Source organism: Streptomyces sp. JH002 (assembly GCF_050916115.1).
In the GTDB taxonomy this organism is placed as follows: domain Bacteria; phylum Actinomycetota; class Actinomycetes; order Streptomycetales; family Streptomycetaceae; genus Streptomyces; species Streptomyces xiamenensis.
Genome location: NZ_CP087989.1, coordinates 2,905,830 through 2,927,915, shown reverse-complemented (window position 1 = coordinate 2,927,915; position 22,086 = coordinate 2,905,830). Strand labels below are relative to the sequence as shown.

Annotated in this window: 11 protein-coding genes and 1 pseudogene; 7 read left to right on the top strand and 5 right to left on the bottom strand. The window is 69.6% G+C overall.

What is annotated here, in order from left to right; genetic code table 11:
• Nucleotides 1-47: 47 nt before the first annotated feature.
• Nucleotides 48-716: pseudogene (locus tag H7827_RS13190) on the bottom strand (sigma-70 family RNA polymerase sigma factor); the annotation flags it as partial.
• Between the two features lie 742 nt (nucleotides 717-1,458).
• On the opposite strand from H7827_RS13190, the gene H7827_RS13185 reads away from it, so the two are divergent.
• Genes H7827_RS13185 through H7827_RS13170 form a run of 4 tightly spaced genes read left to right on the top strand, consistent with a single transcriptional unit; the run spans nucleotide 1,459 to nucleotide 9,221 of the window.
• Entirely contained in the window at nucleotides 1,459-3,075 is a 1,617-nt protein-coding gene (locus H7827_RS13185) for an NERD domain-containing protein (protein ID WP_432745213.1), read from the top strand.
• Nucleotides 3,072-6,230, top strand: a complete 3,159-nt coding sequence (locus H7827_RS13180) for a helicase-related protein (RefSeq protein WP_432745211.1) — start codon at nucleotides 3,072-3,074, stop codon at nucleotides 6,228-6,230. The genes H7827_RS13185 and H7827_RS13180 overlap by 4 nt, the downstream gene beginning before the upstream one ends.
• A 4-nt stretch (nucleotides 6,231-6,234) precedes the next feature.
• On the top strand, nucleotides 6,235-8,124 hold the full coding sequence (gene drmB / locus H7827_RS13175) for a DrmB family protein (RefSeq protein WP_432745209.1): 1,890 nt from the start codon (nucleotides 6,235-6,237) through the stop codon (nucleotides 8,122-8,124).
• 14 nt (nucleotides 8,125-8,138) lie between these two features.
• Nucleotides 8,139-9,221, top strand: a complete 1,083-nt coding sequence (locus H7827_RS13170) for an AAA family ATPase (protein WP_432745207.1) — start codon at nucleotides 8,139-8,141, stop codon at nucleotides 9,219-9,221.
• Between the two features lie 4 nt (nucleotides 9,222-9,225).
• Here the strand turns inward: H7827_RS13170 and trmB are convergent, their stop codons facing one another.
• Nucleotides 9,226-9,948, bottom strand: a complete 723-nt coding sequence (trmB, locus tag H7827_RS13165; RefSeq protein WP_386538848.1) for a tRNA (guanosine(46)-N7)-methyltransferase TrmB — start codon at nucleotides 9,946-9,948, stop codon at nucleotides 9,226-9,228.
• Nucleotides 9,949-10,095: 147 nt separating this feature from the next.
• Nucleotides 10,096-11,532 carry a hypothetical protein gene (locus H7827_RS13160; RefSeq protein WP_030733273.1) on the bottom strand — a complete coding sequence of 479 codons (1,437 nt, stop codon included), beginning with the start codon at nucleotides 11,530-11,532 and terminating at the stop codon, nucleotides 10,096-10,098.
• A gap of 516 nt (nucleotides 11,533-12,048) precedes the next feature.
• On the opposite strand from H7827_RS13160, the gene H7827_RS13155 reads away from it, so the two are divergent.
• Together H7827_RS13155 and H7827_RS13150 are read left to right on the top strand one after the other, a co-directional pair.
• Nucleotides 12,049-14,061: an asparagine synthase-related protein gene (locus H7827_RS13155; protein ID WP_432745205.1), complete on the top strand. Its 2,013-nt coding sequence runs from the start codon at nucleotides 12,049-12,051 to the stop codon at nucleotides 14,059-14,061.
• A 67-nt stretch (nucleotides 14,062-14,128) separates the two neighbouring features.
• Complete coding sequence (locus H7827_RS13150) at nucleotides 14,129-17,542, top strand: AfsR/SARP family transcriptional regulator (RefSeq protein WP_432745203.1); 3,414 nt, start codon at nucleotides 14,129-14,131, stop codon at nucleotides 17,540-17,542.
• Here the strand turns inward: H7827_RS13150 and H7827_RS13145 are convergent.
• On the bottom strand, nucleotides 17,529-19,484 hold the full coding sequence (locus H7827_RS13145) for a sigma-70 family RNA polymerase sigma factor (RefSeq protein WP_432745200.1): 1,956 nt from the start codon (nucleotides 19,482-19,484) through the stop codon (nucleotides 17,529-17,531). The genes H7827_RS13150 and H7827_RS13145 overlap by 14 nt on opposite strands.
• Nucleotides 19,485-19,607: 123 nt before the next feature.
• A complete protein-coding gene (locus H7827_RS13140; protein ID WP_432745198.1) occupies nucleotides 19,608-20,435 on the bottom strand; it encodes a TetR/AcrR family transcriptional regulator in 828 nt (275 codons plus the stop codon).
• Nucleotides 20,436-20,657: 222 nt separating this feature from the next.
• Between H7827_RS13140 and H7827_RS13135 the strand changes: the two genes are divergently transcribed.
• Complete coding sequence (locus H7827_RS13135; RefSeq protein WP_432745196.1) at nucleotides 20,658-22,025, top strand: NAD(P)/FAD-dependent oxidoreductase; 1,368 nt, start codon at nucleotides 20,658-20,660, stop codon at nucleotides 22,023-22,025.
• Nucleotides 22,026-22,086 lie beyond the last annotated feature (61 nt).

The window sequence follows — 22,086 nt, the reverse complement described above, 5'->3', positions numbered from 1 at the left end:
GGTCGGCCCGAGTCGTCGTCAGTATTCTTTTCTGCTTCGGTCCTCAAAGAATCCAGTGTGCGCTTTTCGATCTGACGAATTCTTTCGCGAGTTACGCCGAACCGCTTTCCGATCTCCTCCAATGTCCATGGTGTCCCGTCGGCGAATCCGAACCTGAAGAAGAGGATCTCTCGATCCCTCTTCGAAATTTCGCACACGTCGAACAGTCGCCGGATCTCCTCGCGTTCCAGAGCTGCCCACAGTGCTTGATCCGGGCCGGGTGCAGGGGGAAGGGCATCGGCGAGCACGTCCCCGAGGGTTGCGCCCTCGCCGATCGGATGTGTGAGGGAGACCGTCATTCCACGCCGGATCTGCAGACACTCCAACACCTTTTTGCGCGTGAGATGGCTTGCCAGTGCCAGATCATCCGGGGTGGAACGTCCTGCCCGGCCCTTCAACTCGAGCTCCGTCTTCCGAACCTTTTCCACGCTCTCCCACATGTGGACCGGGATCCTGATGATCGTTCCTTCGTTCATCACGCCACGGGAAATGTACTGCCGGATCCACCAGGTGGCATAGGTGGAGAATTTGTATCCGAGGGAAGTGTCGAACTTCTCCACGGCCCGTATGAGCCCGAGGTTTCCATGCTGCACGAGATCGTCGTAGGGGAGGCTGTTACGCCGGTGACTCACTCCCTGGGCGATCGAGCGGACCAGGCCTTGATTGTGGTGAATCATGGCGGAGAACGCTTGGTACGCCTCACCGGTGCGAGGGAGGGAGGCCGTGTAGCCGTTCGGCAGGTCTTCCGTGGGGCCCACTTTCCCCCGAAACAGAAGAACGAGTCCCACCTCCTCCTCTGCACCGAGAACGCGCGAGCGCGTAGAGAGACGTCGTCGATCGGTGTGGAGAAGTTTTCGTGCTGCCCGACGGGCCGCTTGGAGGTCGTCCACTCGTACCGTGCCACGAAAGGATTCAGGAGCCGGCGGCTCGATCTCATCCTTCTCCGCCTCCCCGGGGGAGATTTCCGCATCATGGGGCCCACCGTCCGGCACCTCGTCGGGAGAGGCCAGGCTCATCCCGCCGAGAGACGCCTGAGGGCTCTCACCGCCTCCGTCCGGGCCTTGTGCCGAGCGGTGAGGCAACATGACGGCGGTGTAGAGGGCCTTGCCCTGACGCTCGTCCAGGCGCGCGGCGCGCATGACTTGTCGGAGAGCCGTCCGATGGTCCGCTCCCTCGGCTGCGAACCTTCGCACGAGCCGGACCAGGAAACCTTGACCGGTCTCCCCCGCCCCTCTGTCCGATGTCAAGTCTCCGTTCGAGGTCATGCAGCCCCGCCCCCCGGGTCACGCTCCCGTTCCTGTTCCCCTGTAGTTCATCACTCCTGGGGCCGTTGCTGCCACTGTCTGTCGTGATCCGAAGGCTGAACGGATCAGCACTGGGTATCTTTGGGGCTCCTTGGCCCGACGAGGGGGAGAGTTGATGCGCATCATTCCGAGCGAGATCTCGAGCAGTACGGGAAGCCGGGCCGAGCGCAGTGTGTTCGAGGCGTTGAAGACGATCCCCGACGAAGGGAGCGTCGCGCTGCACACGGTGCACCTCCCCCAGCACCACAAGAAGCGCGTCGGTGAGATCGACTTCGTCGTCATCATGCCCGAAATCCTGTTGTTCATCGAGGTGAAGGGCGGCCGGGTGGCGCACCACGACGGGCAGTGGTTCTACGGTCCGCCCGGTCGTGAGGCAGGACCCAAGGAAAGCCCGTTCGCGCAGGCCAGTGGAGGCATGCACGCACTCGAACGGCAACTCGGAGGCCTGATAGGTGATCTCAGGAGGCATGGGGTCCCCAGCGGGTACCTCGTGATCACCACCGACGTCGATGTGCAGCGCACCACCGATTTCGAGCCCCAACAGTACCTGGGCAGCTCCGCCTACGACGGAGGCCGCGGTCTGGAACAGGGCATGGCGCGGGCAGCGAAGTTCTGGGTGCAGCGGAACAAGTGGGCGCGCACGCCGATCACAGCCGCACTGCGCAGGATAATCCTTGATGCGATGCGTCCGGAGTTCGACCTCGTGCCGAACCTCCGCTCCCGGCTGAGGCATCTCGACGTCGCCTTCGAGCGTCTCACCGGCGAGCAGATGGATCGGTTGGACGAGTTGGAGTCCAACCCCAGGCTCGTCTGGACGGGTGGCGCTGGGACCGGCAAGACTTTTCTTGCGGCCGAGGCGGCCCGCCGCAAAGCTGCCCACGGCGACGTCCTGTTCACTTGCGCCGGCCGCACACTGGCCGCACACATGACTCGGATTCTTTCCGCGGAGTCGGTCACGGTTCTGCCCTTCGACCGGTTGGATGAAGTTCGAGGGCGCAGGTTCGACCACCTCATCGTGGACGAGGCCCAGGACCTCATGAATTGGCGAGACTTGGACATCCTGAACGATCTGCTGTCGGACGGTCTCGAGGCCGGCCGATGGATCTTCATGCTCGATCAGAACAACCAGGTACTGGCTCCGGAGGCCTACGAACCCGATGCCTGGGCGTATTTGCGCGAGAACGGATCCGTCTACGGTCCTTTGAAGCGTAACTGCCGAAATACGGTGCAGATCGTCAAACAGGTCCAGCTTTACACCGGGGCCAACCTTGGCATTGCGTCCGCCGGCGAAGGCGATCCCGTGCAGTATGCGGATGCACGCGACTCGAGCGAGGAAGCGGCCCTTCTGGACTCCTACGTCGAGGAGCTGGGCCAGGAGGGGATCTCGTTCCGTGATATCACGCTCCTGTCGGCTGCCGGGACATGGGAGGACAGTTCCGCCCGTTCCTCACGTTGGGCATCCAAGATCGACCGATTCGTCGACGTGGTGGGGTCCGACCGCACGAAGCACCGTCTGACCTGGTCCTCCGTATCCGACTTCAAGGGGCATGAGAGCGACGTCGTGTGCCTGATCGACCTGGAACTCGAACATCTCGACGGTCGCCTCGACGCTCTCTACGTAGCCTGGACCAGGGCGCGTGCCCAGCTGTGGGTCTCCTGCCGTCCGGGAGTTCGGCAGAAGCTGAAGGATCTGGGGCTGGCCGTTCTGAGCCGAGAGGGATTGCTCAAGTGAACAGTTTTGAATCCCGATTGGCCGACCATCGCGACGATTTCGTCGCCTATCTCCGCCGTCAACTGGTCGGCCCCGCCATGTCCGAGGACGAGATCCTTGTCGATCCTCCCGACCGGCGCTATCTCATGGGTACGTTGTATCCCCGCGGAGCTTCCGTACTGGAACACTCGGGCGACCACGGAGAGCAGGAGCTCGGCGAGACGGCAAGCGGTAACGGCGAGGAGGACGTCTTCGCCGACGATCCGGTGGCCGAGGCGAATGCTTGGCTTCCGTCCTCACTCGGCTTCTCCTTCTTCACCGAGGCCGACAGCATCGAGGTGACCTGTGGGGCTTCCCGCTATGTGACGGTGCGTGACGGCGGGCGGCGCACGTGGCACCGGCAGCCCCGGCTCACGGCGACAGAGACCGTCGTCGCGCAACAAACGTCCCCGATTCCGGTGCTGAGCGGGCACGCCCGACTTCATGTTCGATGGCGCCCCCTCGGAGTGGGGCACCTCGTCACGTGCGTATTGGCCAATGCACACGACGAGGAGGAGAGTGGTCAGCAGAGACGCGACCACATGCTTTTCCAGGCCGAACTGAGGGCGACGACGATCGCTGGCAAGGTCCTCGAGTACCCGAGTACCAGACTCAACAGCCGTGACGAGGAGGAGCAGGAACTCCGCGTCCAGTACCAACACATCGTGACGCGTGCGGTGGGGCACGGCTGCGCTGTGGAGTGGGACGAGGACGGCGCCGACACCGTGACCGTACGAGCACAGGTCATGCCGCAGCAGGTCGTTGGACACATCAAACCGGACGGCGACCGGGACTCACCGGTGCTCCGACTCAATTACCTTGCCCGACCGCATCTCGGTGTCGACGAACTGCGAGCGGAATTGCAGTCCTTCATCCGGGGCTATCGCACCTGGTTCATCGGACAGCGGACCGGCGCGGAGAAGCTCAAGGGTTGGGCCGCAGCACCTGCCGGCCGGATCCTGCGTCGCATCGAGACGGCACTCGACCGGATGACGTCAGGTGTGGAAGCGCTCACGGCATCGACCCCGAGTGGGGCCAAGGCGCGCGAGGCCTTCCGTCTCGCCAACCGTGCCATGGCGCTCCAGATGGTCCACAGCAGGCCTGAACTGGCGGGCACCCGACGACGCAGGAACGCCGAGGTGGCCGAGCCGGAGGAACCCGGAGAGGACCAAGCGTGGCACCCTTTCCAGCTCGCCTACTTCCTTCTGGTGGTCGAGGGCTTGATGTACCCCGAGCACGAGCACCGCAGCACGGTCGACCTCATCTGGTTTCCCACGGGCGGAGGGAAGACGGAGGCGTATCTGCTCACCGCCTGTTTCGAGATTCTCTGGCGGCGACTGCGCCACGGATCGGCCGGAGGCGGTACTGCCGTACTGAGTCGTTACACGTTGAGTCTTCTCACCACGCAGCAGTTTCAGCGCACAGCGACCGCTATCTGTGCTCTCGAGTACATGAGAAGAGGACACGATGGTCCATTGACCCACGATCTCGGCGAGGAACCGATCTCCATCGGGCTGTGGGTCGGCAAGGAGACAACGCCGAACAAGATCTCTGCGGCTCAGGATGATTTGGATGCCCTGAAGCAGATGAGTGAGCCGGACGATCGCTTCCTCCTCGAGCGCTGCCCCTGGTGCGGCACCGAGATCGTGCCGCAGAAACAGGGGCACGACAAGGACTTCGGGATCCGGGCGGACGGTGTCACGACTTCGTTCTTCTGTCCGCGAGTGCGCTGTGACTTCCACGATCTGCTCCCCGTGTCCGTGGTGGACGAACAGATCTACCGGGAACCTCCCACCTTTGTTCTCGGAACGGTGGACAAATTTGCCCGGTTGGCCTGGGAGCCCAAAGCAGGGCATTTGTTCGGCAGAGACGGCAAGCACCCTCCCTCACTGGTGATCCAGGACGAACTGCATTTGCTCTCCGGTCCGTTGGGGACGATGGTCGGACTGTACGAGTCGGCGGTGCTGGAACTGTGCGCCTGGGAGGGCGTCACGCCGAAGGTCATCGCGTCAACGGCGACGATCCGGCGCTCGCAGGACCAGGTTCGCCAGCTCTACGGTCGTGAGGCCCAACTCTTCCCACCTCCAGGGGTCAAGGCGGGCCACTCCTATTTCGCGTCGCCGGACAACGACCGACCCGGTCGTCTCTACGTAGGCGTGATGGCCCAGGGCCACACCGCCTCCACCGCCACCGTGCACGTGGGAGCTGCGGCATTGCAGGCCCCCAAGGAGATCTGCGACGACGACTCCCTGCGGGACGCGTACTGGACAACGGTGGCCTATCACAACAGCCTCCGGGAGCTCGGGCGCACGGTGACGATCGCGAGGGACGACATCCCCGCTCGTCTGGAGCATTTGACGAGGGATGCCACACTGCGGCGGGAGTTGGATGACGAATCCGTGGTGGAACTCACGAGCAACATCCCGCGTCCCGCCCAGCCCAGGCTCTTGGAGCGCTTGGGCAAGAGTTTCAAGCAGGCCGGCAGTGTCTCCTTCCTGGCCACAACGAACATGCTGTCCGTGGGTGTCGACGTCGCACGTCTCGGCCTCATGCTGATGAACGGTCAACCGAAGACGACGTCCGAGTACATCCAGGCGACCAGTCGTGTGGGTCGGCGTCACGTGCCGGGGTTGGTGGTGACGCTGTTCCGTTCGACCAAACCCCGCGATCGATCGCACTACGAGTCCTTCGGTGTGTACCACCAATCGCTCTACCGGCACGTCGAGCCCACCAGCGTCACCCCATGGTCCATGCCTTCTCGCAGCAGGGCTTTGCACGCGGTGCTCACCATCCTTGTGCGGCACGGGATCCGCCTCGAGGAGGAGAACAGAGCGGGAGACATACTCGATCACCCGGAAGACGTGGCTCGAGTTCGGGACATCATCGTCGATCACGTGCGTCGGGCCGATCCGGATGAGGCCGGCGCCGCTGAGAAACAGCTGGATTGGTTGATTCAGGAGTGGGAGCAGGAGGCGAGAACTCTGAGGGGCGAGGGGAATCGACTCTACTACCAGCCCCAAGGCAGGAGATTCACCTCACTTCTCGTCGATTTCGGTAAGCACGGTGGCTTGTGGGAGACACCTCAGTCGATGCGCAACGTCGATCGCGAATGTCTTATCGCAGTGAGAGGGGCGTGACGCGATGAAGGATATTCGTCGCAAGGTCCGTAGAACACAGACCATTGTTCCTTTCGGTGTCGGTGGAATCATCGATCTCCGTGGTGAATCGTTCGTGGCGGCAGATATTCGCAGTTGGCCATTGGCCGTGGAGGGGATCGAGTCGCCGAGACTCGCCAAGAAACTGCGAGTCGACGGATTTCGGTCGGCTCCTGTTATTCCATCTGGAAAAGCGGCCTTCCTTACACGCGTTGGGCCTGTTTACGTACGGTTCCCCGGATGGCTTTTCTGTCCTCAGTGCCGGCACATGCAGTACTGGGGAAAGGGCCAGGAGATGCGGGACAAGCCGCCTTCTTGCAAGCGGTGCGCCGGTGAGCCGCAACTGGCTCCGATGCGCTTCATTCAGGTCTGCCGGGCCGGTCATATGGCAGACATCGACTGGCGTCGCTGGGCCCATTCCAAGAGCGAGGAGCACGCGCAGCGCCAATGTCGGGTCCGGCGACTTCGATTCATTGCTTCGCCTGATTCCTCCGGTCTCGAGGCGTTGCTCGTCGTCTGCGTGGCATGCCGGGCAGGACGCAACTTGCTGGGAATCAGTCAGAAGAACAGTCTGCGGCAAATAGGTCAGCAGTGCACCGGGAATCACCCCTGGCGAATCGATGCCAACGGATCGGAGCCCTGTGAGGAACCTCCCCGGGCCGTTCAGCGTGGTGCTTCCAACGTCTACTTTCCGATCACGCATTCCGCGATCGATATTCCTGCCCCTGCCGGTTCTCCGCAAGAGGAGGGGATCATGCGGAAAGTCGCCGACAACAAGCTTTGGCCGCACTATGTCAGCGCCGTAGGTGGTCCCGGTTCGGATGCTCTGGCCTCCGCCATCGCCGAGCAGTGCGATGTCTCGACGGAGTTCGTGAAGTCCGTGTACCGCCGCGAGGTCGAGGAAATATCTGCCACGTCTCAGGGTGACCCAGGAGATGACCTGAGCATTGCAGAATGGTCTGCCTTCTCCGCCCCAGAATCCGTTTCCGGTTCGAAGACTTTCTCCGTTCGCCGCACCGGTCTGGGGCTCGACGCCGGCGTTCCCGCGTCGTTGGGAGAGTTGAACAAGGCGATCTCCGCCGTTGTCGTGGCCGACCGCGTTCGTGAGGTTCGTGCTCTCGAGGGGTTCTCCCGCTACGAGCCCCATTCGAGGGATGATGAAGACGGGGAGGGTGGCCGTTTCGTATCCGTCGACACTTTGGGCCGAGCCAACTGGCTTCCGGCCGTGGAAACCTACGGCGAGGGGATTTTCATCGCCGTGGACGAGCAGCGGCTCCGGACATGGGAGCTACTGCCCGACGTTCGGGATCGGGCACGCCGAATCGAGCGCGATCTGGAAGCCTCGTTCAAGGCCGACCGGCTCCGAGAAAAAACGGGACCGAGCCTTCTTCCCAGATTCGTGATGCTGCACACGCTGGCTCATCACTTCATCCGTCAGTTGTCCTACGACAGCGGATACAACGCCGCGTCCCTGAGGGAACGTGTCTATGCCCGGTCGCACGAACCGGGCCGAAGCCATCCGCCCCAGGCGGGGGTCTTCATCTACACAGCCGCAGGGGATGCCGAGGGAACGCTGGGCGGCCTCGTTCGCCAGGGGCAACCCCCCTATCTTGCCGAGACGTTGATTCGACTTCTGGAGTCGGCCCAGTGGTGCTCGCAGGATCCGCTGTGCGCAGATTCCACCGGTAGATCACTGGCCAATCTGAACCGTGCTGCCTGCCACGCGTGCACCTTGCTTCCAGAGACATGTTGTGAAATCGACAATTCTCTCTTGGACAGGGCGCTGTTGATCGGTGACGGTCAGGTTCCGGGTTTCTTCGGAGGGATTGTTCGGGCTGCGCTCGAGGAATCTGCCGAGGCCGTGGATCCCCGGTGAGATTTCCTTCGCTTTTGGAGCTCGAACCCGAGCAGATTGCCACCATCGACCTGCCCTTCCATGGAAATCACGTCATCACGGGGCCACCCGGTGGCGGAAAGACCGTAACGGCCGTGTACCGAGCATGGGCACTCGCCACTGCCCGGCGCCAGGTTGTTCTTCTCACGCGCTCCAATCTGCTGCACCAGTATCTTGGACAAATGGCTCCAAATCTCACCGAATCCGTTCGTGTCGTGACCTGGCACCGTTGGATTCGTGAATTCTGGCGTGCCCGGTTCCGCTGCGATCCTCCGTTTCTGGATGAGGAAGGATGGCAGTACGACTGGATCGAGGCTCTGCGGGTATGCATCGTCGATCGCGTCAGGTCGGACGTTCATCTGGTCATAGATGAGGGGCAGAACCTTCCGGTCGACTTCTTTCGACTGGTGCGCACCCTCGGCATGAGCGTCACGGTCTTCGCCGATGAGAATCAACGCATCGACGATGACCAGAGCACCGTGTCCGAGATCTGCCGGGCGCTCGCGCTGCGGGCGGAACCTCTTCTGCTGCGTGAGAATCTCAGGAATAGTCGAGAGATCGCCGTGCTGGCATCGATCTTTCGCAAGGATGTCCTGGGGGAGTTGCCGCTTCCGGAGCGGTCCGGGCGTATTCCCACCGTGGGAAGGGTGCCTTCGCTGGAGCATCTTGTCGCCGAGATGGCCAGGTACTTCAGCGCACACCGAGAGCGAAGCATCGGCATTATTTGCAGGTCGACACGGATGCTCCTGGAGATTCAAGGAGAGCTCGGGCGTCTCGGTCTGGCCGAGCAGACCCAGGCGTATGTCCACGACGATCGGTTCCGCCGTACCGTCGACTTCTCGGTCCGCCCCATCCGGATCGTGACCACTGCCAGTATGAAAGGCCTTGAGTTCGACAGCGTCTTTGTTCCCGATGTCGATGCCTACACGGAGGATCCGACCGGCGTCGATGTGTGCCTCCGACTGTTCGTGATGTGCACTCGCGCTCGGGAGGAGCTCCACTTCGCCCACCGAGGCCCGGAGGAGCCGCCGGTCCTGTCCCGTGTCCCGGATTCCTTGCTCGCCCGACGGACAGCCTGACGCGTCAGGGCTCGTGGCGGAAGAGGAGGTCTTTCACCGCGTGGCCCTTGGAGAGGCCCTGGGACTCGAAGCGGGTGAGGGGGCGCGTCTCGGGGCGGGGGGTGAAGTCGGCGGTGGGGGAGAGGTTCGTCAGGGTGGGGGACGCGGTGAGGGTCTCCAGCATCGCGTCGGCGTACGGTTCCCAGTCCGTCGCGCAGTGCAGCAGCGCGCCCGGGGCCAGCCGGGTCACCGCCAGGTCGATGAAGTCGCGCTGGATGATGCGGCGCTTGTGGTGGCGCTTCTTCGGCCAGGGGTCCGGGAAGTACACCCGAAGGCCCGCCAGGGAGGCCGGCGGGAGCATCTCGCGCAGCAGGATGATCGCGTCGCCGTTGGCCACCCGGACGTTGGTCAGGCCCCGCTCCTCCGCCAGCCGCAGCAGGTTGCCCTGGCCGGGGGTGTGCACGTCCACCGCCAGGATGCCGGTGTCCGGGTCGGCCGCCGCCATCGCCGCCGTGGCCTCGCCCATGCCGAAGCCGATCTCCAGCACCACGGGCCGGCCGGCGAAGAGGGCCGGCAGGTCCAGGACGGACTCCCCGTCCACCTCCAGGCCCCACTGCGGCCACAGCCGCAGCAGCGCCTCCCGCTGCGCGGTGGTGACCCGGCTGCGGCGGGGCTGGAAGCTGCGGATGCGGCGTTCGTGGCGGTCGCCCGCGGGGTCGGCCGCCGGGCCGGTGCCCGCCGCGAACATGGGGCGGGGGGCGTCGGCCGGCGTGGGGTTCGGTTCGTTGTGCACAGTGGTGCCATGGTACGTCCGGGGGGCGATGTGACCGGGGTCATACCCGGCACCGGCCCTTACCGGCCATGCCGGGGGCCAGTGCCTCTGTCATGTGCAACGTCACGCAGGAGCAGCCAGGAGCGGACGGGCCTGCTCCTGGAGTTCTTTGACCAGCGGTTCGTTGCCGTACGGGGCCAGCCGGTGCAGCAGATCGCGCACATAGTCGGTGGTGCGCGCCGAGGAGATGCGGGCGGCCACCTCCACGGCGCGGGCGCCGACCGCCACCGCCGCGTCCAGATTGCCCGATTCCAGTTCCGCGACCGCCGCGACCACCAGCCGCAGCCCGTGGGAGCGCACGAACTCCTCGGTGGGCTCCTGCAGCGCCCGTTCCGTGAAGCGCCGCACCTGCCCGGGCAGCTTCAGGTCGCTGTAGCACTCGGCGGCGTCGGCGGCCAGCCGGTCGTAGGCGTAGAAGGACAGCCAGCTCGGGTCGCCGTCGCCGGGGCGCGAGCGCTCCAGCCAGCCCTCCGCCGCGGAGAGCGCCGAGCCGCAGCCCGGCGCGTCGTTGGCCTTCGCCAGCGCGCGCGCCTCCACCAGGTGGAAGAAGCTCATGGTGCGCGCGGTGGCCAGGGAGCGGTTGCGTTCCAGGGCCGCCTGGGCGAGGTCCACGCCTTCCTCGGCGAAGCCCCGGTAGGTCGCCTGGAGGGACATGGAGGCCAGGACGTACCCGCCCAGCGGTACGTCGGCCGCGGCCTTGGCCAGCCGCAGTGCCTGGATGTAGTACCGCTGCGCCGCTTCCTGCTGGCCGGTGTCGAAGGCCATCCAGCCGGCCAGCCGGGTGAGTTCGGCGGTGGCGCGGAAGAGGGAGCGGCCGACCTCGTCGCTGTAGCTGCCCAGCAGCAGCGGCGCCGCGTCGGTGCGCAGGCATTCCGGCACCATCGAGGAACGCCAGTCCCCGCCGCCGTACTTGGAGTCCCAGCGGCGTGCCTCCTCGGCGGCCTCCTGGAGCTTGGACACGTCCGAGTGCCCGACCCGGCCCCAGCCGCCCTCACGTGGGGGCACCTCCCGGCCGGAGGCCGGGGGGCGTTCGGCCTCGCGGGTGACGGTGGCGTCGGCCGGGCGTATCAGCCAGCGGGACACGGGTGTCGCGTAGGCGCTGACCGCGAAGGAGCCGGCGAGTGACTGCCAGATCCCCTTGCCGGGCGAGGAGTCGAGCCGGTACAGCTCGGTGGCGGACTCCACGGCGTGCGCGACCTTGCGCGGGAACGCCAGACCGACCTCCGGTGCCGGATCGGTGTCCGCGAGGCCGATCTCGTGCAGCGGCACGGGTCTGCCGAGCTTGCTGCTGATGGCCGCCGCGATGAGATGCGGGGCGGAGCCCTGGGGCACCATCCCCTTCGTCACCCATCGTGCGACGGAGGTTTTGTCATATCTCAGAGTCAATCCCCGCTGCGAGCCGAGATCGTTCACCCGGCGCGCAAGGCCGGCGTTACTGATACCGGCCAGAGCGAGGATCGTCCCCAGCTTCTCGTTCGGCCCGCGTTGCTCCCTGGTCATCCGCGCACCCCTGACACACACCGACGCCTTCCGCCAACCCAGCGTAGTTCGGTGCCTGCTGACCGTTAAGGGGTTTGTTCCCGGATGGCGGAATCATGTCCGTACACAAATTCGAGCGCTTCCCCTCTTCCGGATTGTGCTCCGGGCATGTGGCCGTGCGCCCGGGTGTGCGCTCTGGGCATCGGGCGAGGGCAGAGGTTCGATGGATAACGCGTGGGTCGGCCCGTTGGCCCTCAGGGTTCCGGCGGGCCGGGGGAGCCGCCGTCTCATTCCCCGCGGACGGCGGTCTGGTCCGGGAGACGACCAGCGTCTCCCGGACCACAACATCTTCCGCCCTCCGGACGTGCTCGCCAACGGCCTTTCCCCAGCCAGAGTTTGGCCGAAACGCACCGGTTTTTCGGAGCGGCTGCCGGAGCCGGCCGGTTTGGCATGCCCGCCGAACACCCCCCTGTGTATGTCCCGTTCACCTCGCTCCCATGGCAGCATGGGGCCTAAGGTCCAGTGGGGGAGGCGGCGATGCGGTGGTTGGTCGGGTGGTGCGGCGCGTCGGCCAGCGCTGCCCGCGACATCCAGCCCCTGGGCGCGCACTTGCTGTGGGACGGCCCCGACCCGCTGTGGGCCGTGGGCGACTGGCGCCCCGACGAGATCCGCCTCGTCTTCGCGGACGGGGACACCCATCTTGCCGTCTTCGGCTACTGCGGTGCCACCGATGAGCAACTGCGGCGCTCGCTCGTCTCCGCGCGCGCCGGCGCGCTGCGCCAGCTCACCCTGTGGCCCGGCAGCTACACCGCCGTCGCCCGCTTCGGACGGCGCACCGTCATCCCCGCCGACCTCGCCGGCACCCGCCCCGTCTTCCACACGGACTGGGCCGGCGGCACGGCCTACGCCACCGCCGCCCTCCCGCTCGCCGACCTGACCGAGGCGCAGCTCGACGTCCCGCACCTGGCGGCGCTCCTGGCCTGCCCGGACACCCCCGAGGCGTACGGCGACGGCACCCCGTACGCCGGGGTCAGCCGCGTCCCGCCCGGCCACGCGCTCAAACTGCGCGAGGGCGGCGGCCGCAGCACCGTCGACTACGAGCCCACCGCCCCGCTGGTCGTCGCCGCGCCGCCGCTCGCCGGCGAGGACGCGATCGCCGGTGTGCGCGACGCCCTGATCGAGGCCGTCCGCACCCGGCTCGCCGCGCCACGCCACGCCGACCTGGCCGAGGGCGGCGGTACGGCGCCCGGCGTCGGCGCGGATCTGTCCGGCGGCAGCGCCTCGGCGACTCTGGCACTGCTGGCCGCCGGGCTGCCGGGGATGCCGGGCACGGTGTTCGGCACCGGCGCCACCCAGGCCGGCGAACGGCTGCTCGCCGTCACCTTCAACGACCTCACCGGGAGCGGCAGCTCGCCCCTGGACCTGGAACGGGCCCGCCTGATCGGCGAGAACCCCCGGCTGCACCACGTGGTGGTCACCGGCGGCGAGGAGGCCCTGCCCTACTCCGACCTCGACAACGGCCCACTGACCGACGAGCCGGGGCCCTCGCTCATCAGCGCCGCCCGGCACCGGCACCGCCTCGCCGCAGGCAGCGCCGACCACCTCATCGGCAACGGGGCCCGCCAGGTGCTCGACGCCCACCCGGCCCGGCTGGCCGACCTGCTGCTGGACCGCCGCCGGCGCCATCTGCTCAGACCGGTCTCCGCCCTGGCCAAGGCCTCGGCGACGGGGGGCCTGCTGGTGCCCTTCACCATCTACCGCGCGGCGCGGCGGCTGGCCCGTACCCCGTACCCGGAGGGCCTGACCAGCACCGCGCTCCAGCTGCGCCGGCCGCCCGACGAGGCGGCCCCCGGGACGCGGGACGGCGCGCTCGGCGCCTCGCTCGCCGCGCTGGCCTGGAGCCGGCCGGGGCCCGCGGCGCGCTGGCTGACGGGGGAGTCGCTGGCGGAGGTGTCCATCCGTCTGGAGGCCGCCGCCGCCCGCCCGCACTCGGGGTCCTCGGCCGGCCGGCCCGGCGTACGCCGGGCGCGTGCGGCGCTCGCACGGCACGCTGCCGACCACCGGGTCTTCGAACAGGCCACCGAGGTGCGCCACCAGCGGCTGCACGCACCCTTCTACGACAATCAGGTGGTACGCGCCTGCCAGGCGCTTCCGGAGAGCCTGCGCGTCCAGCCGGGAGCGCGCGCCCAGGTGCTGCGCGCCGTGCTGGAGGGCGCGGGCGTCCGCGAACTGCCGCCCGGCTGGGGCACCGCGAGCCCCACCGTCCCCGCCGACCCGGTCCGCACCGGCATGCGCGCCAACATCGGCGACCTCGTCGACCTCTTCGACGCCCCGCTGCTCGCCGACGCCGGACTGATCGAGGCCCGTGTCGTCCGCAAGGCCCTGCGCGCGGCCACCGAGGGCGAACCGCTCCCCCTGGACGGCCTCGCCGAACTGGTCTCCACCGAACTGTGGCTGCGCCGCCTGCTGACCCGCCGCGGCTCGTGCTGGACCGCCGAGGGCCACCACGACCCGCGCGCCGTCACCAGCGGGGTCGGGCCCTCCGCCTGACCGCGTGGCGACCCCCGTGCCGGTGAGGCCGAGTGCCGCGGAGAGCGCTGCACCGGACAATGGGGCGGTGCGGTTCTTCATCCTGGGCGCCACCGAGGCGCGACACGAGGACGGCCGGGTCATCCCGCTCGGCGGACCGCGCGTGCGCGCCCTGCTCACCGCACTCGCCCTGCGCGCGGACGGTCCGGGCCCGGTCCCCGTCGACACCCTCATCGCCGGCATCTGGCCCGACGGCGACGCCCCGGCCGACGCGCCCGCCGCCCTCCAGGCTCTCGTCGGCCGGCTGCGCCGCGCCCTGGGGGAGGAGGGCAGGCGGCTCATCGGCCACCACCGGGCACCGGTCGGCTACCGCCTCACCGCCGGGCCCGAGTCCGTCGACCTGTTCCGTTTCGAGCGCCTGGTGCGCGAGGCCGACCCCGCCCACGCCGACCCCGCCACGGTGGCCCGTACGCTGCGCACCGCCCTCGCCCTGTGGCGCGGGCCCGCCCTCGCCGACCTCCCGGAATCGGCCCGGCACCCCGTCGCCGTGCGCGCCCGGACGCTGCGGCTGACCGCCCTGCGCCGCCGGATCACCGCCGACCTCGCCCTCGGCCCCGCCGAACCGCTGCTGCCCGAACTGCGCGAGCTGACCGCCGAGCATCCCCTGGACGAGCCGGTACGCGCCCTCCACCTCCGTGCCCTGCGCGCCGCCGGGCGCCCGGCGCAGGCGCTCGCCGCGTACGAGGCGGTCCGCACCACCCTCGCCGAGCGGCTCGGCACCACCCCAGGGCCGGAACTGCGTGCCCTGCACGCCGAACTCCTCGCCGAGGACTCCGACGACGCGGGGGACGCGAGGGACGCGGGGCCCACCGGGAACCGCGCCGCAGGCAGCCCCGCGCCGCGCCGCCCGCCCGGCACGGCACCCGCCGGCAACATCCGGCCCCGGCTCACCAGCTTCGTCGGCCGCGAGGCGGACCTCTCCGCACTGGGAGCCGATCTGCGCACCGCCCGCCTGGTCACGCTCACCGGGGCCGGCGGGTCCGGCAAGACCCGGCTCGCCGAGCAGGCCGCACTCGCCACCGGCGGCCAGGACCGCTACCCCGACGGCGCCTGGATCGCCGAGCTGGCCAAGCTCGACCACCCCACCGCGGTCCCCGGCGCCGTGCTCTCCGCGCTCGGCCTGCGCGAGACATCCGTGGAACACCACCACGACCCGGCGGCCCGGCTCCTCGAATACTGCGCGGGCCGCGAACTGCTGCTCGTCCTCGACAACTGCGAACACGTCATCACGGCCGCCGCCACCCTCGCCGAGACCTTGCTCACCCACTGCCCGCGCCTGACCGTCCTGGCCACCAGCCGCGAGCCCCTGGGCGTCCCCGGCGAACGCGTCCGCCCCGTCGAACCCCTGCCGCCCGCCCCCGCCCACCGGCTGTTCACCGAGCGCGGCGCCGCCGTACGCCGGGACCTGCCCGCCGACGAACCCGCCGTCGCCGAGATCTGCCGCCGCCTGGACGGCCTCCCGCTCGCCATCGAACTCGCCGCCGCCCGGCTGCGTACCCTCACCCCACGCCAGATCGCCGCCCGCCTGGACGACCGCTTCCGGCTCCTCACCAGCGGCTGGCGCACCGTGCTGCCCCGCCAGCAGACGCTGCGCGCCGTCGTCGACTGGTCCTGGGACCTGCTGGAGGAGCCCGAACGCACCGTGTTGCGGCGGCTGTCGGTGTTCGCCGGCGGCTGGACGCTCGCGGCGGCCGAAGCCGTGTGCGCCGACGGGCGGACCGTCACCTCCGGCCAGGTGCTCGACCTGCTCGGCTCGCTGGTCGACAAGTCCATCGTCCTGGCGGACACCGGCGCCGGCACGCCGGACGGGGCGGACCGGGCGGACGAGGCGGACGGCGCCGACACCGCCCCCGGCACGGACGACGGCACCGGCGCGCGCTACCGCATGCTGGAGACCATCCACGAGTACGCGGCCGAACGCGCCGCCGAGCACCCCGCCGAATGCGCCGCCACCCGGGCCCGGCACACCGCCCACGTCCTGCGCTTCGTCCAGCGGGCCGAGCCCCGGCTGCGCGGCCCCGGCCAACTGCACTGGTTCGCCCGCGTCGAGGCCGACCTCGACAACATCCGCGCCGCCCTCCGGCGAGCCCTGCGCGCCGCCGATCGCGACAGCGCGGGACAACTCGTCGTCGGCATGGGCTGGTTCTGGTACCTGCGCAACTACCGTGCCGAGGGCCTCGAATGGATCCGGCACACCATCGCCCTGGATCCGGACGCCGACCAGGACGCGGCCCCCGTCCCCGCCGACGGCGAGCCCTGGCCCGACGACCCCCGCTACCTGGACCGCCTCGAACTACGCCTGCTGGCCGCGTTCCTGATGCAGGACCAGGACCACAGCAGCTTCGACCTGACCGACGAGACCCTGCACCGCCAGGCCCGCCGGATGTTCACCGCGTTCGGTGTCACGGACCGCGAACGCGGCACCCGCTTCCCCGGCATGCTGTGGCCGTTCACCGGTTTCATGATCGGCGAGACCTTCCACGACATCGCCCGCCGCATGACCGAGTCCATCGGGCGGCTGCGCGCACGACGCGCCTCCGCCGCCGCGCGCGCCACCGGCCCGGGCAGCGGCGACTGGGAGCTGGCCGTCATGCTGCTCTTCCGTTTCCGGGTGAGCCTGGACGTCCCCGGCGCGTACTCCACCGTCCGGCACCGCGCAGCCCACGACGTCGAGGACCTCGCCGAGTTGGAGGCCCTCGCCCACCGGGTCGGCGATCGCTGGCTCACCTGCCAGACCCACGGGCTGCGCGGCGAGTACTTCGTCCTCCTGGGCGACTACCCGGGCGCCGCCGACGCGTTCACCCGGGCCGTCCGCACCGCCGAGGAGGTCGGGGCACACGCCGAGGTGCCCTTCTTCACCGCCCGCCTCGCCGAAGCCACCTACTACGCGGGGGACATCGACGGGGCCGGCGCTCTGCTTGCCGCCACCGTCGCCCGTGCCGAGGAACTCGGCCTGCCCGACTGCCTCGGCCTCACCCAGTACCTGGGCGCCACCATGGCGCTGGAGAACGGCGACCCGGGCACCGCCCGCACCCTGCGCGAGCGCGCCGCCCGCAACCTGAAGGTCGGCACCCCGGCCCCCATGTTCCAGGTCATCATGGGCATCCTCACCAGCCGGCTGCTGCTGGCCGAGGGCGCCCCGTGGCGGGACGCGCTGAGCGAACTGCGCACCGCGCTCTCCTACGGCGTGCTGGTGGGCTGCTCCGATCTCCTGCTCAGCCAGCTGCTGCTCGGCGCCGCGGCCACCGTCTCCGCCGGCGGGCGGACCGCGGTGGCCGCACGACTGCTGGCCACCGCGTACGCCCTGCGCGGGGACCTGCCGCTGACCCCGCCCGAGCGGCGTGCCATGGACGCCCTGCCCCTCCCGCCGCCCGGCGGCGAACCGCCGCTGGAGCGCACCGAGGCCCTGGACCTCGTCACCCGTCTGCTCAGCGACAGCTGATCTCCGACTGCGCCCAGCCGGCCAGCGCCAGCGCGCTCAGCGGCCGTTCGGGCTCCGTCACCAGCCGCAGCACGGACACCCCGTCCAGCGGCACCTCGACCGGGACGGCCCGGTCCCCGGTGGCGATCACCCCGGAGCGCCACAGCTGTTGACCGTCCCCGTACACGCCGAAGGTGGCCGAGCCCAGCCCGAGGGCGTTCATGTCGTCCATGCCGGCCACCGCGCGGTAGGCGGTGCAGGAGCGGTTGAGGTCGATGGTCACCGAGGAGCGGCCGTTGACGGTGATGCCGTGCGCGTACGTCTGCCCGCCGATCGACACGTTCGAGCGCTGCCACACCCAGCCGCTCTCCCACAGCCGGATGGCCGGCTCGGTGCCGTCGTTGAACAGATCGAAGCGCAGGGTGCGCAGCTCGTACGGCTCCGGCTCCGGTTCGGGTTCCGGTTCGGGCTCAGGCTCCGGCTCGGGGTCGGGGTCGGGCTCCGGCTCGGCCGGGGGGTCGGGGTCGGGGTCGGGCTCCACCGGTTCGGGGCCGGGCTCAGGCTCGGGCTCGGGGGCCGGCTCCGGCGGGACGGGTACGGGCTCGGGTTCCGGTTCGGGTTCCGGCGCCGGCTCGGCCGGGGGGTCTGGCTCCGGTTCCGGATCGGGTTCGGGCTCCGGGGCGGGCGGCTCCTCGGCGGCCGGCGGCATCACCGGGGCGGCCGGCGGCGGATCGGCGGCGCGCGGCGGTTCCTCCTCGCCCGACCCGCCGATCAGCGCGAACGCCAGCACGGCCGCCGCCGCGACCACCACCACGCCGGTGGCGGCGCCCGCCTTCACCGAGGAGCCGAGCCCCTCGCCGGCGACCCCGCCGCCACCCTTGGAGAGCACCCCGCCGACACCGCCGGCCGCGGCGGCGGCGCTCGCCGACGCCCCCGCCCCGCCGGCACCCAGCAACAGCGCGCCGATCTTGCCCGAGGAACCCGCCGCGAACCAGCCGATGACCGCGATCGGCAGCACCGTACGGATCGTCTCGTTCAGGTCCTTCACCTCGGAGGCGGCCAGCCGGCAACGGGCGCACTCCTCCAGGTGTTTGCGCAGCCCGCGCTCCGCACGCATCCGCAACTTGCCCCGGGCGTACGCTCCCAGCCGGTCCGCGTACCGCGCGCAGTCCCCGCCGTCCGCCCCGACATGGCCGACATGGGCCTGCAGGTACGCCTGCTTGAGCCCTTCGCGCGCGCGGTGCGCCAGCACCGCCGCCGCGTTCGGCGTGAGCCCCAGCAGCGGGGCGACCTCCTGCGGCGAGGACTCCTCGACCGCGGTGTGCCACAGCACGGTCTGCCAGCGCTCGGGCAGCGACCGGAACGCCTGCACGGCGAGGGACGCCTCCGCGTCCCGCATGGCGATGACGTCGGGGCCCAGGTCGAGGGTGTCCTCCTCACTGGCCCGCGCCCCGGCCGCCGACACCGCGAACACCGCGAAGTCCTCGATCAGCTGCTCGCGCCGGGCGGTGCGTGCCCAGTCGGCGGCCACTCGTCGTACGGCTGTCAGCAGATAGGCGCGCACCGCGGTCTCGGGCCCGGCTCCGCCGCGTACCGCCTGCAGGGTGGCCGCGAACACCTCGTTGGTCAGGTCGTCGGCGGTGTCGGCGTCCCGGCAGCAGGTACGGGCGTAGCGGCGCACCGGGTCCCGGTGCCGCCGGTACAGCTCGTCGTAGGCGGCCTCGTCGCCCTGCCGCATCCGCTCGACCAGCTCGATGTCGGCGGGGCCGAGGTCCTCGGCGGCCGGACCGGACGCGCTCTCGCCCGCCGTGGTGCCGGCCGCGAGGGGCTCGCGCTGCCTGGGCACCTTGGAACCCTCGGCGGGTTCCTCCGCGGGACCGTCCGCCCGGCCCTCCGTGTGACCGTCCGCGAGGCCCTCGCGCTCCCCCGAACCATCCTGAGCCTCATCAGCGTCAGCACCCATACGGGAAAGCCCCCTGGTATTGACATACGTGTCAGCGACTTGGGTCAGGTTGCCACACGAACGGCCCACCGCGATCAAAGTTCACCGTAGAACCACCCTTCCGAGCGGTCTCGCGAACACACATCAGTCACGGCCGGGCCGCAGCCCGCGTAACAGCACCTCCAACAGCCGCTCGGCCGCGGCTTCCTGGCGCTCCGGGTCCGTGAGCCGCGGCGGCGCGGCGGCGATCACCAGCATCACGTCCGCCACCGTCACATCCGCCCGCAACTCCCCGGCCACCCGCGCCTGTTCGACCAACTGCCCGACGGCTCCCAGGAGTTCCCGGGTCGCCCCGCTCTCGCCCTCGGCGTCGTCGGTCCAGGTCGCACCGTCGGTGCCGGCCCGCTGCCGCGGCACCCTCCCCCAGCCTTCGGCCGGGGGGACCCCCACCCCAGCCTCAGCCGGCGAGACACCCACGCCAGCCCCGGCCGGGGGGACCCCCACCCCAGCCTCAGCCGGGGGGACCCCCATCCCAGCCCCGGCCGGGGTCTCCGGCTCCGGCGGCGCCGTCCCCGGATCCTCGCCTCGCGCCCACCACAGCTCGGGCGGCAGCAGCCGGCCGGACCCCGAGGCCGCCGAGCCCCGCACGAACCCCTCCAGCCCCTGCCACGGCCGCCCGTCCGACGCCACCACCAGCGCCTCGGCGGCCCGGTCCGTCAGCCACCTGGTCTGCTCGGCCGCGATGTACCGCACCAGCGCCTCCTTGCTCGGAAACCGCCGGTACACCGTGCCGACCCCCACCCGGGCCCGCCGCGCCACCTCCTCCATCGGCGCCCCGTACCCCTGCTCCCCGAACACGTCCCGCGCCGCGCTCAGCACGTGCCGCAGATTGCGCCGCGCGTCCACCCGTAACCCACCGATCCGGGCGCCCCCGCCGCCCGTCCGCCCGTCCGTGTCATCCGTCCGCGTCATGTCCGTCAACCCCCGTCAGCACGGACGCCCCCCTCAGAACGCCCCTCCTCCATCTGACCCACGAACATAGTTCAGCCCATCGGCACTGAGAAGCGCCGTGCCGCCACTCTCAGACACCCCGCGGCGGCGCAGCGCGACCGGTCGTCCCGGCAACCGCCCGTTCGGCGCAGCGTCCTGTCCGACCTGTGGACAACACCGCACCACCGAGTGCCTCATGGACAGGTGACCAAGGACGCCACGAAGCCCCCGCACATCCTGATCATCGGAGGCGGATCGGTGGGCCTCTACACCGCCCACCGCCTCCAGCGGCACCTGCGGCGCGAGCTCGGCCGCGGCGATGTCCGCATCACCATGGTCAGCCCCGACCCGTACATGACCTACCAGCCCTTCCTGCCCGAGGCCGCGGCCGGCAACATCTCGCCCCGCCACGTCGTCGTCCCGCTGCGCAGAGTGCTCAACCGGTGCCGTTTCGTCACCGGCGAGGTCTCGGCGATCGACACCGACCGCCGGGTGGCCACCATTCGCACCGCCGCCGCCCAGGACAGCGGAGCGCCCCCGCTGGAGATCGGCTACGACGAGCTCGTTCTCGCCCCGGGCTCGGTCTCCCGCGTGCTGCCCATCCCCGGGCTCGCCGCGCACGGCATCGGCTTCAAGACCGTCGAGGAGGCCATCGGGCTGCGCAACCACGTGCTGGAGCAGCTCGACATCGCCTCCTCCACCCGCGACACCGCGATCCGGCAGGCCGCCCTCACGTTCGTCTTCGTCGGCGGCGGGTACGCGGGTGTCGAGGCGCTCGCCGAGCTGGAGGACATGGCCCGCTACGCCTGCCGCTACTACCCGAACATCCGGCCGGAGGAGCAGAAGTGGATGCTCATTGAGGCCACCGACCGGATCCTGCCCGAGGTGGGTGTCGAGATGGGCCGGTACACGGTGCGTGAGCTGCGCGGCCGCAATATCGACATCCGGCTCTCCACCCGCCTGGAGACGATCGAGAACCGGGTCGCGGTCCTCAGCGACGGCTCGCGCTACCCCACCCGCACTCTGGTGTGGACCGCCGGCGTCAAGCCGCACCCGGTGCTGGCCACCTGCGGCATCCCGCTGGACGAGCGCGGCCGGATCCGCTGTACGGCCGAGCTGCGGGTGCTGGACACCCCGCACGTGTGGGCGGCCGGCGACAGCGCCGCCGTCCCGGACCTCACGGCGGACGATCCCACCGCGCTGTGCGCCCCCAACGGCCAGCACGCGGTGCGCCAGGGCCGGCACATCGCCCGCAACCTGCTGGCGACCCTGCGTGGCTCGGCCGTCACCCCGTACCGGCACGCCTATGTGGGTTCCGTCGCATCACTGGGTCTGCACAAAGGTGTCGCACAGGTGTACGGACGCAAGCTGAAGGGCTTCCCCGCCTGGTTCATGCACCGCACGTACCACCTGAACAAGATGCCCACGATCAACCGGAAGGCGCGTGTCCTCGCGGAATGGACCCTTGCGGGATTGTTCAAACGTGAGATTGTCTCTCTCGGCTCCCTGGAACACCCGCGAGCCGAGTTCGAGGAGGCGGCCGGCGGCACCCCCCGCAGGGACCGCCCCTGACGCCCGCATGTGACCATGGGTGGCTGGCGGCTCACCCAGAACGACAGACGACGAATGATCG

Bases quoted from the DNA above. Each gene is read 5' to 3' on its own strand.
- H7827_RS13185 (WP_432745213.1), top strand. From the start codon at position 1,459: ATGCGCATCATTCCGAGCGAGATCTCGAGCAGTACGGGAAGCCGGGCC.
- drmB (WP_432745209.1), top strand. From the start codon at position 6,235: ATGAAGGATATTCGTCGCAAGGTCCGTAGAACACAGACCATTGTTCCT.
- trmB (WP_386538848.1), bottom strand. From the start codon at position 9,948: ATGTTCGCGGCGGGCACCGGCCCGGCGGCCGACCCCGCGGGCGACCGC.
- H7827_RS13160 (WP_030733273.1), bottom strand. From the start codon at position 11,532: ATGACCAGGGAGCAACGCGGGCCGAACGAGAAGCTGGGGACGATCCTC.
- H7827_RS13155 (WP_432745205.1), top strand. From the start codon at position 12,049: ATGCGGTGGTTGGTCGGGTGGTGCGGCGCGTCGGCCAGCGCTGCCCGC.
- H7827_RS13145 (WP_432745200.1), bottom strand. From the start codon at position 19,484: ATGGGTGCTGACGCTGATGAGGCTCAGGATGGTTCGGGGGAGCGCGAG.
- H7827_RS13140 (WP_432745198.1), bottom strand. From the start codon at position 20,435: ATGACGCGGACGGATGACACGGACGGGCGGACGGGCGGCGGGGGCGCC.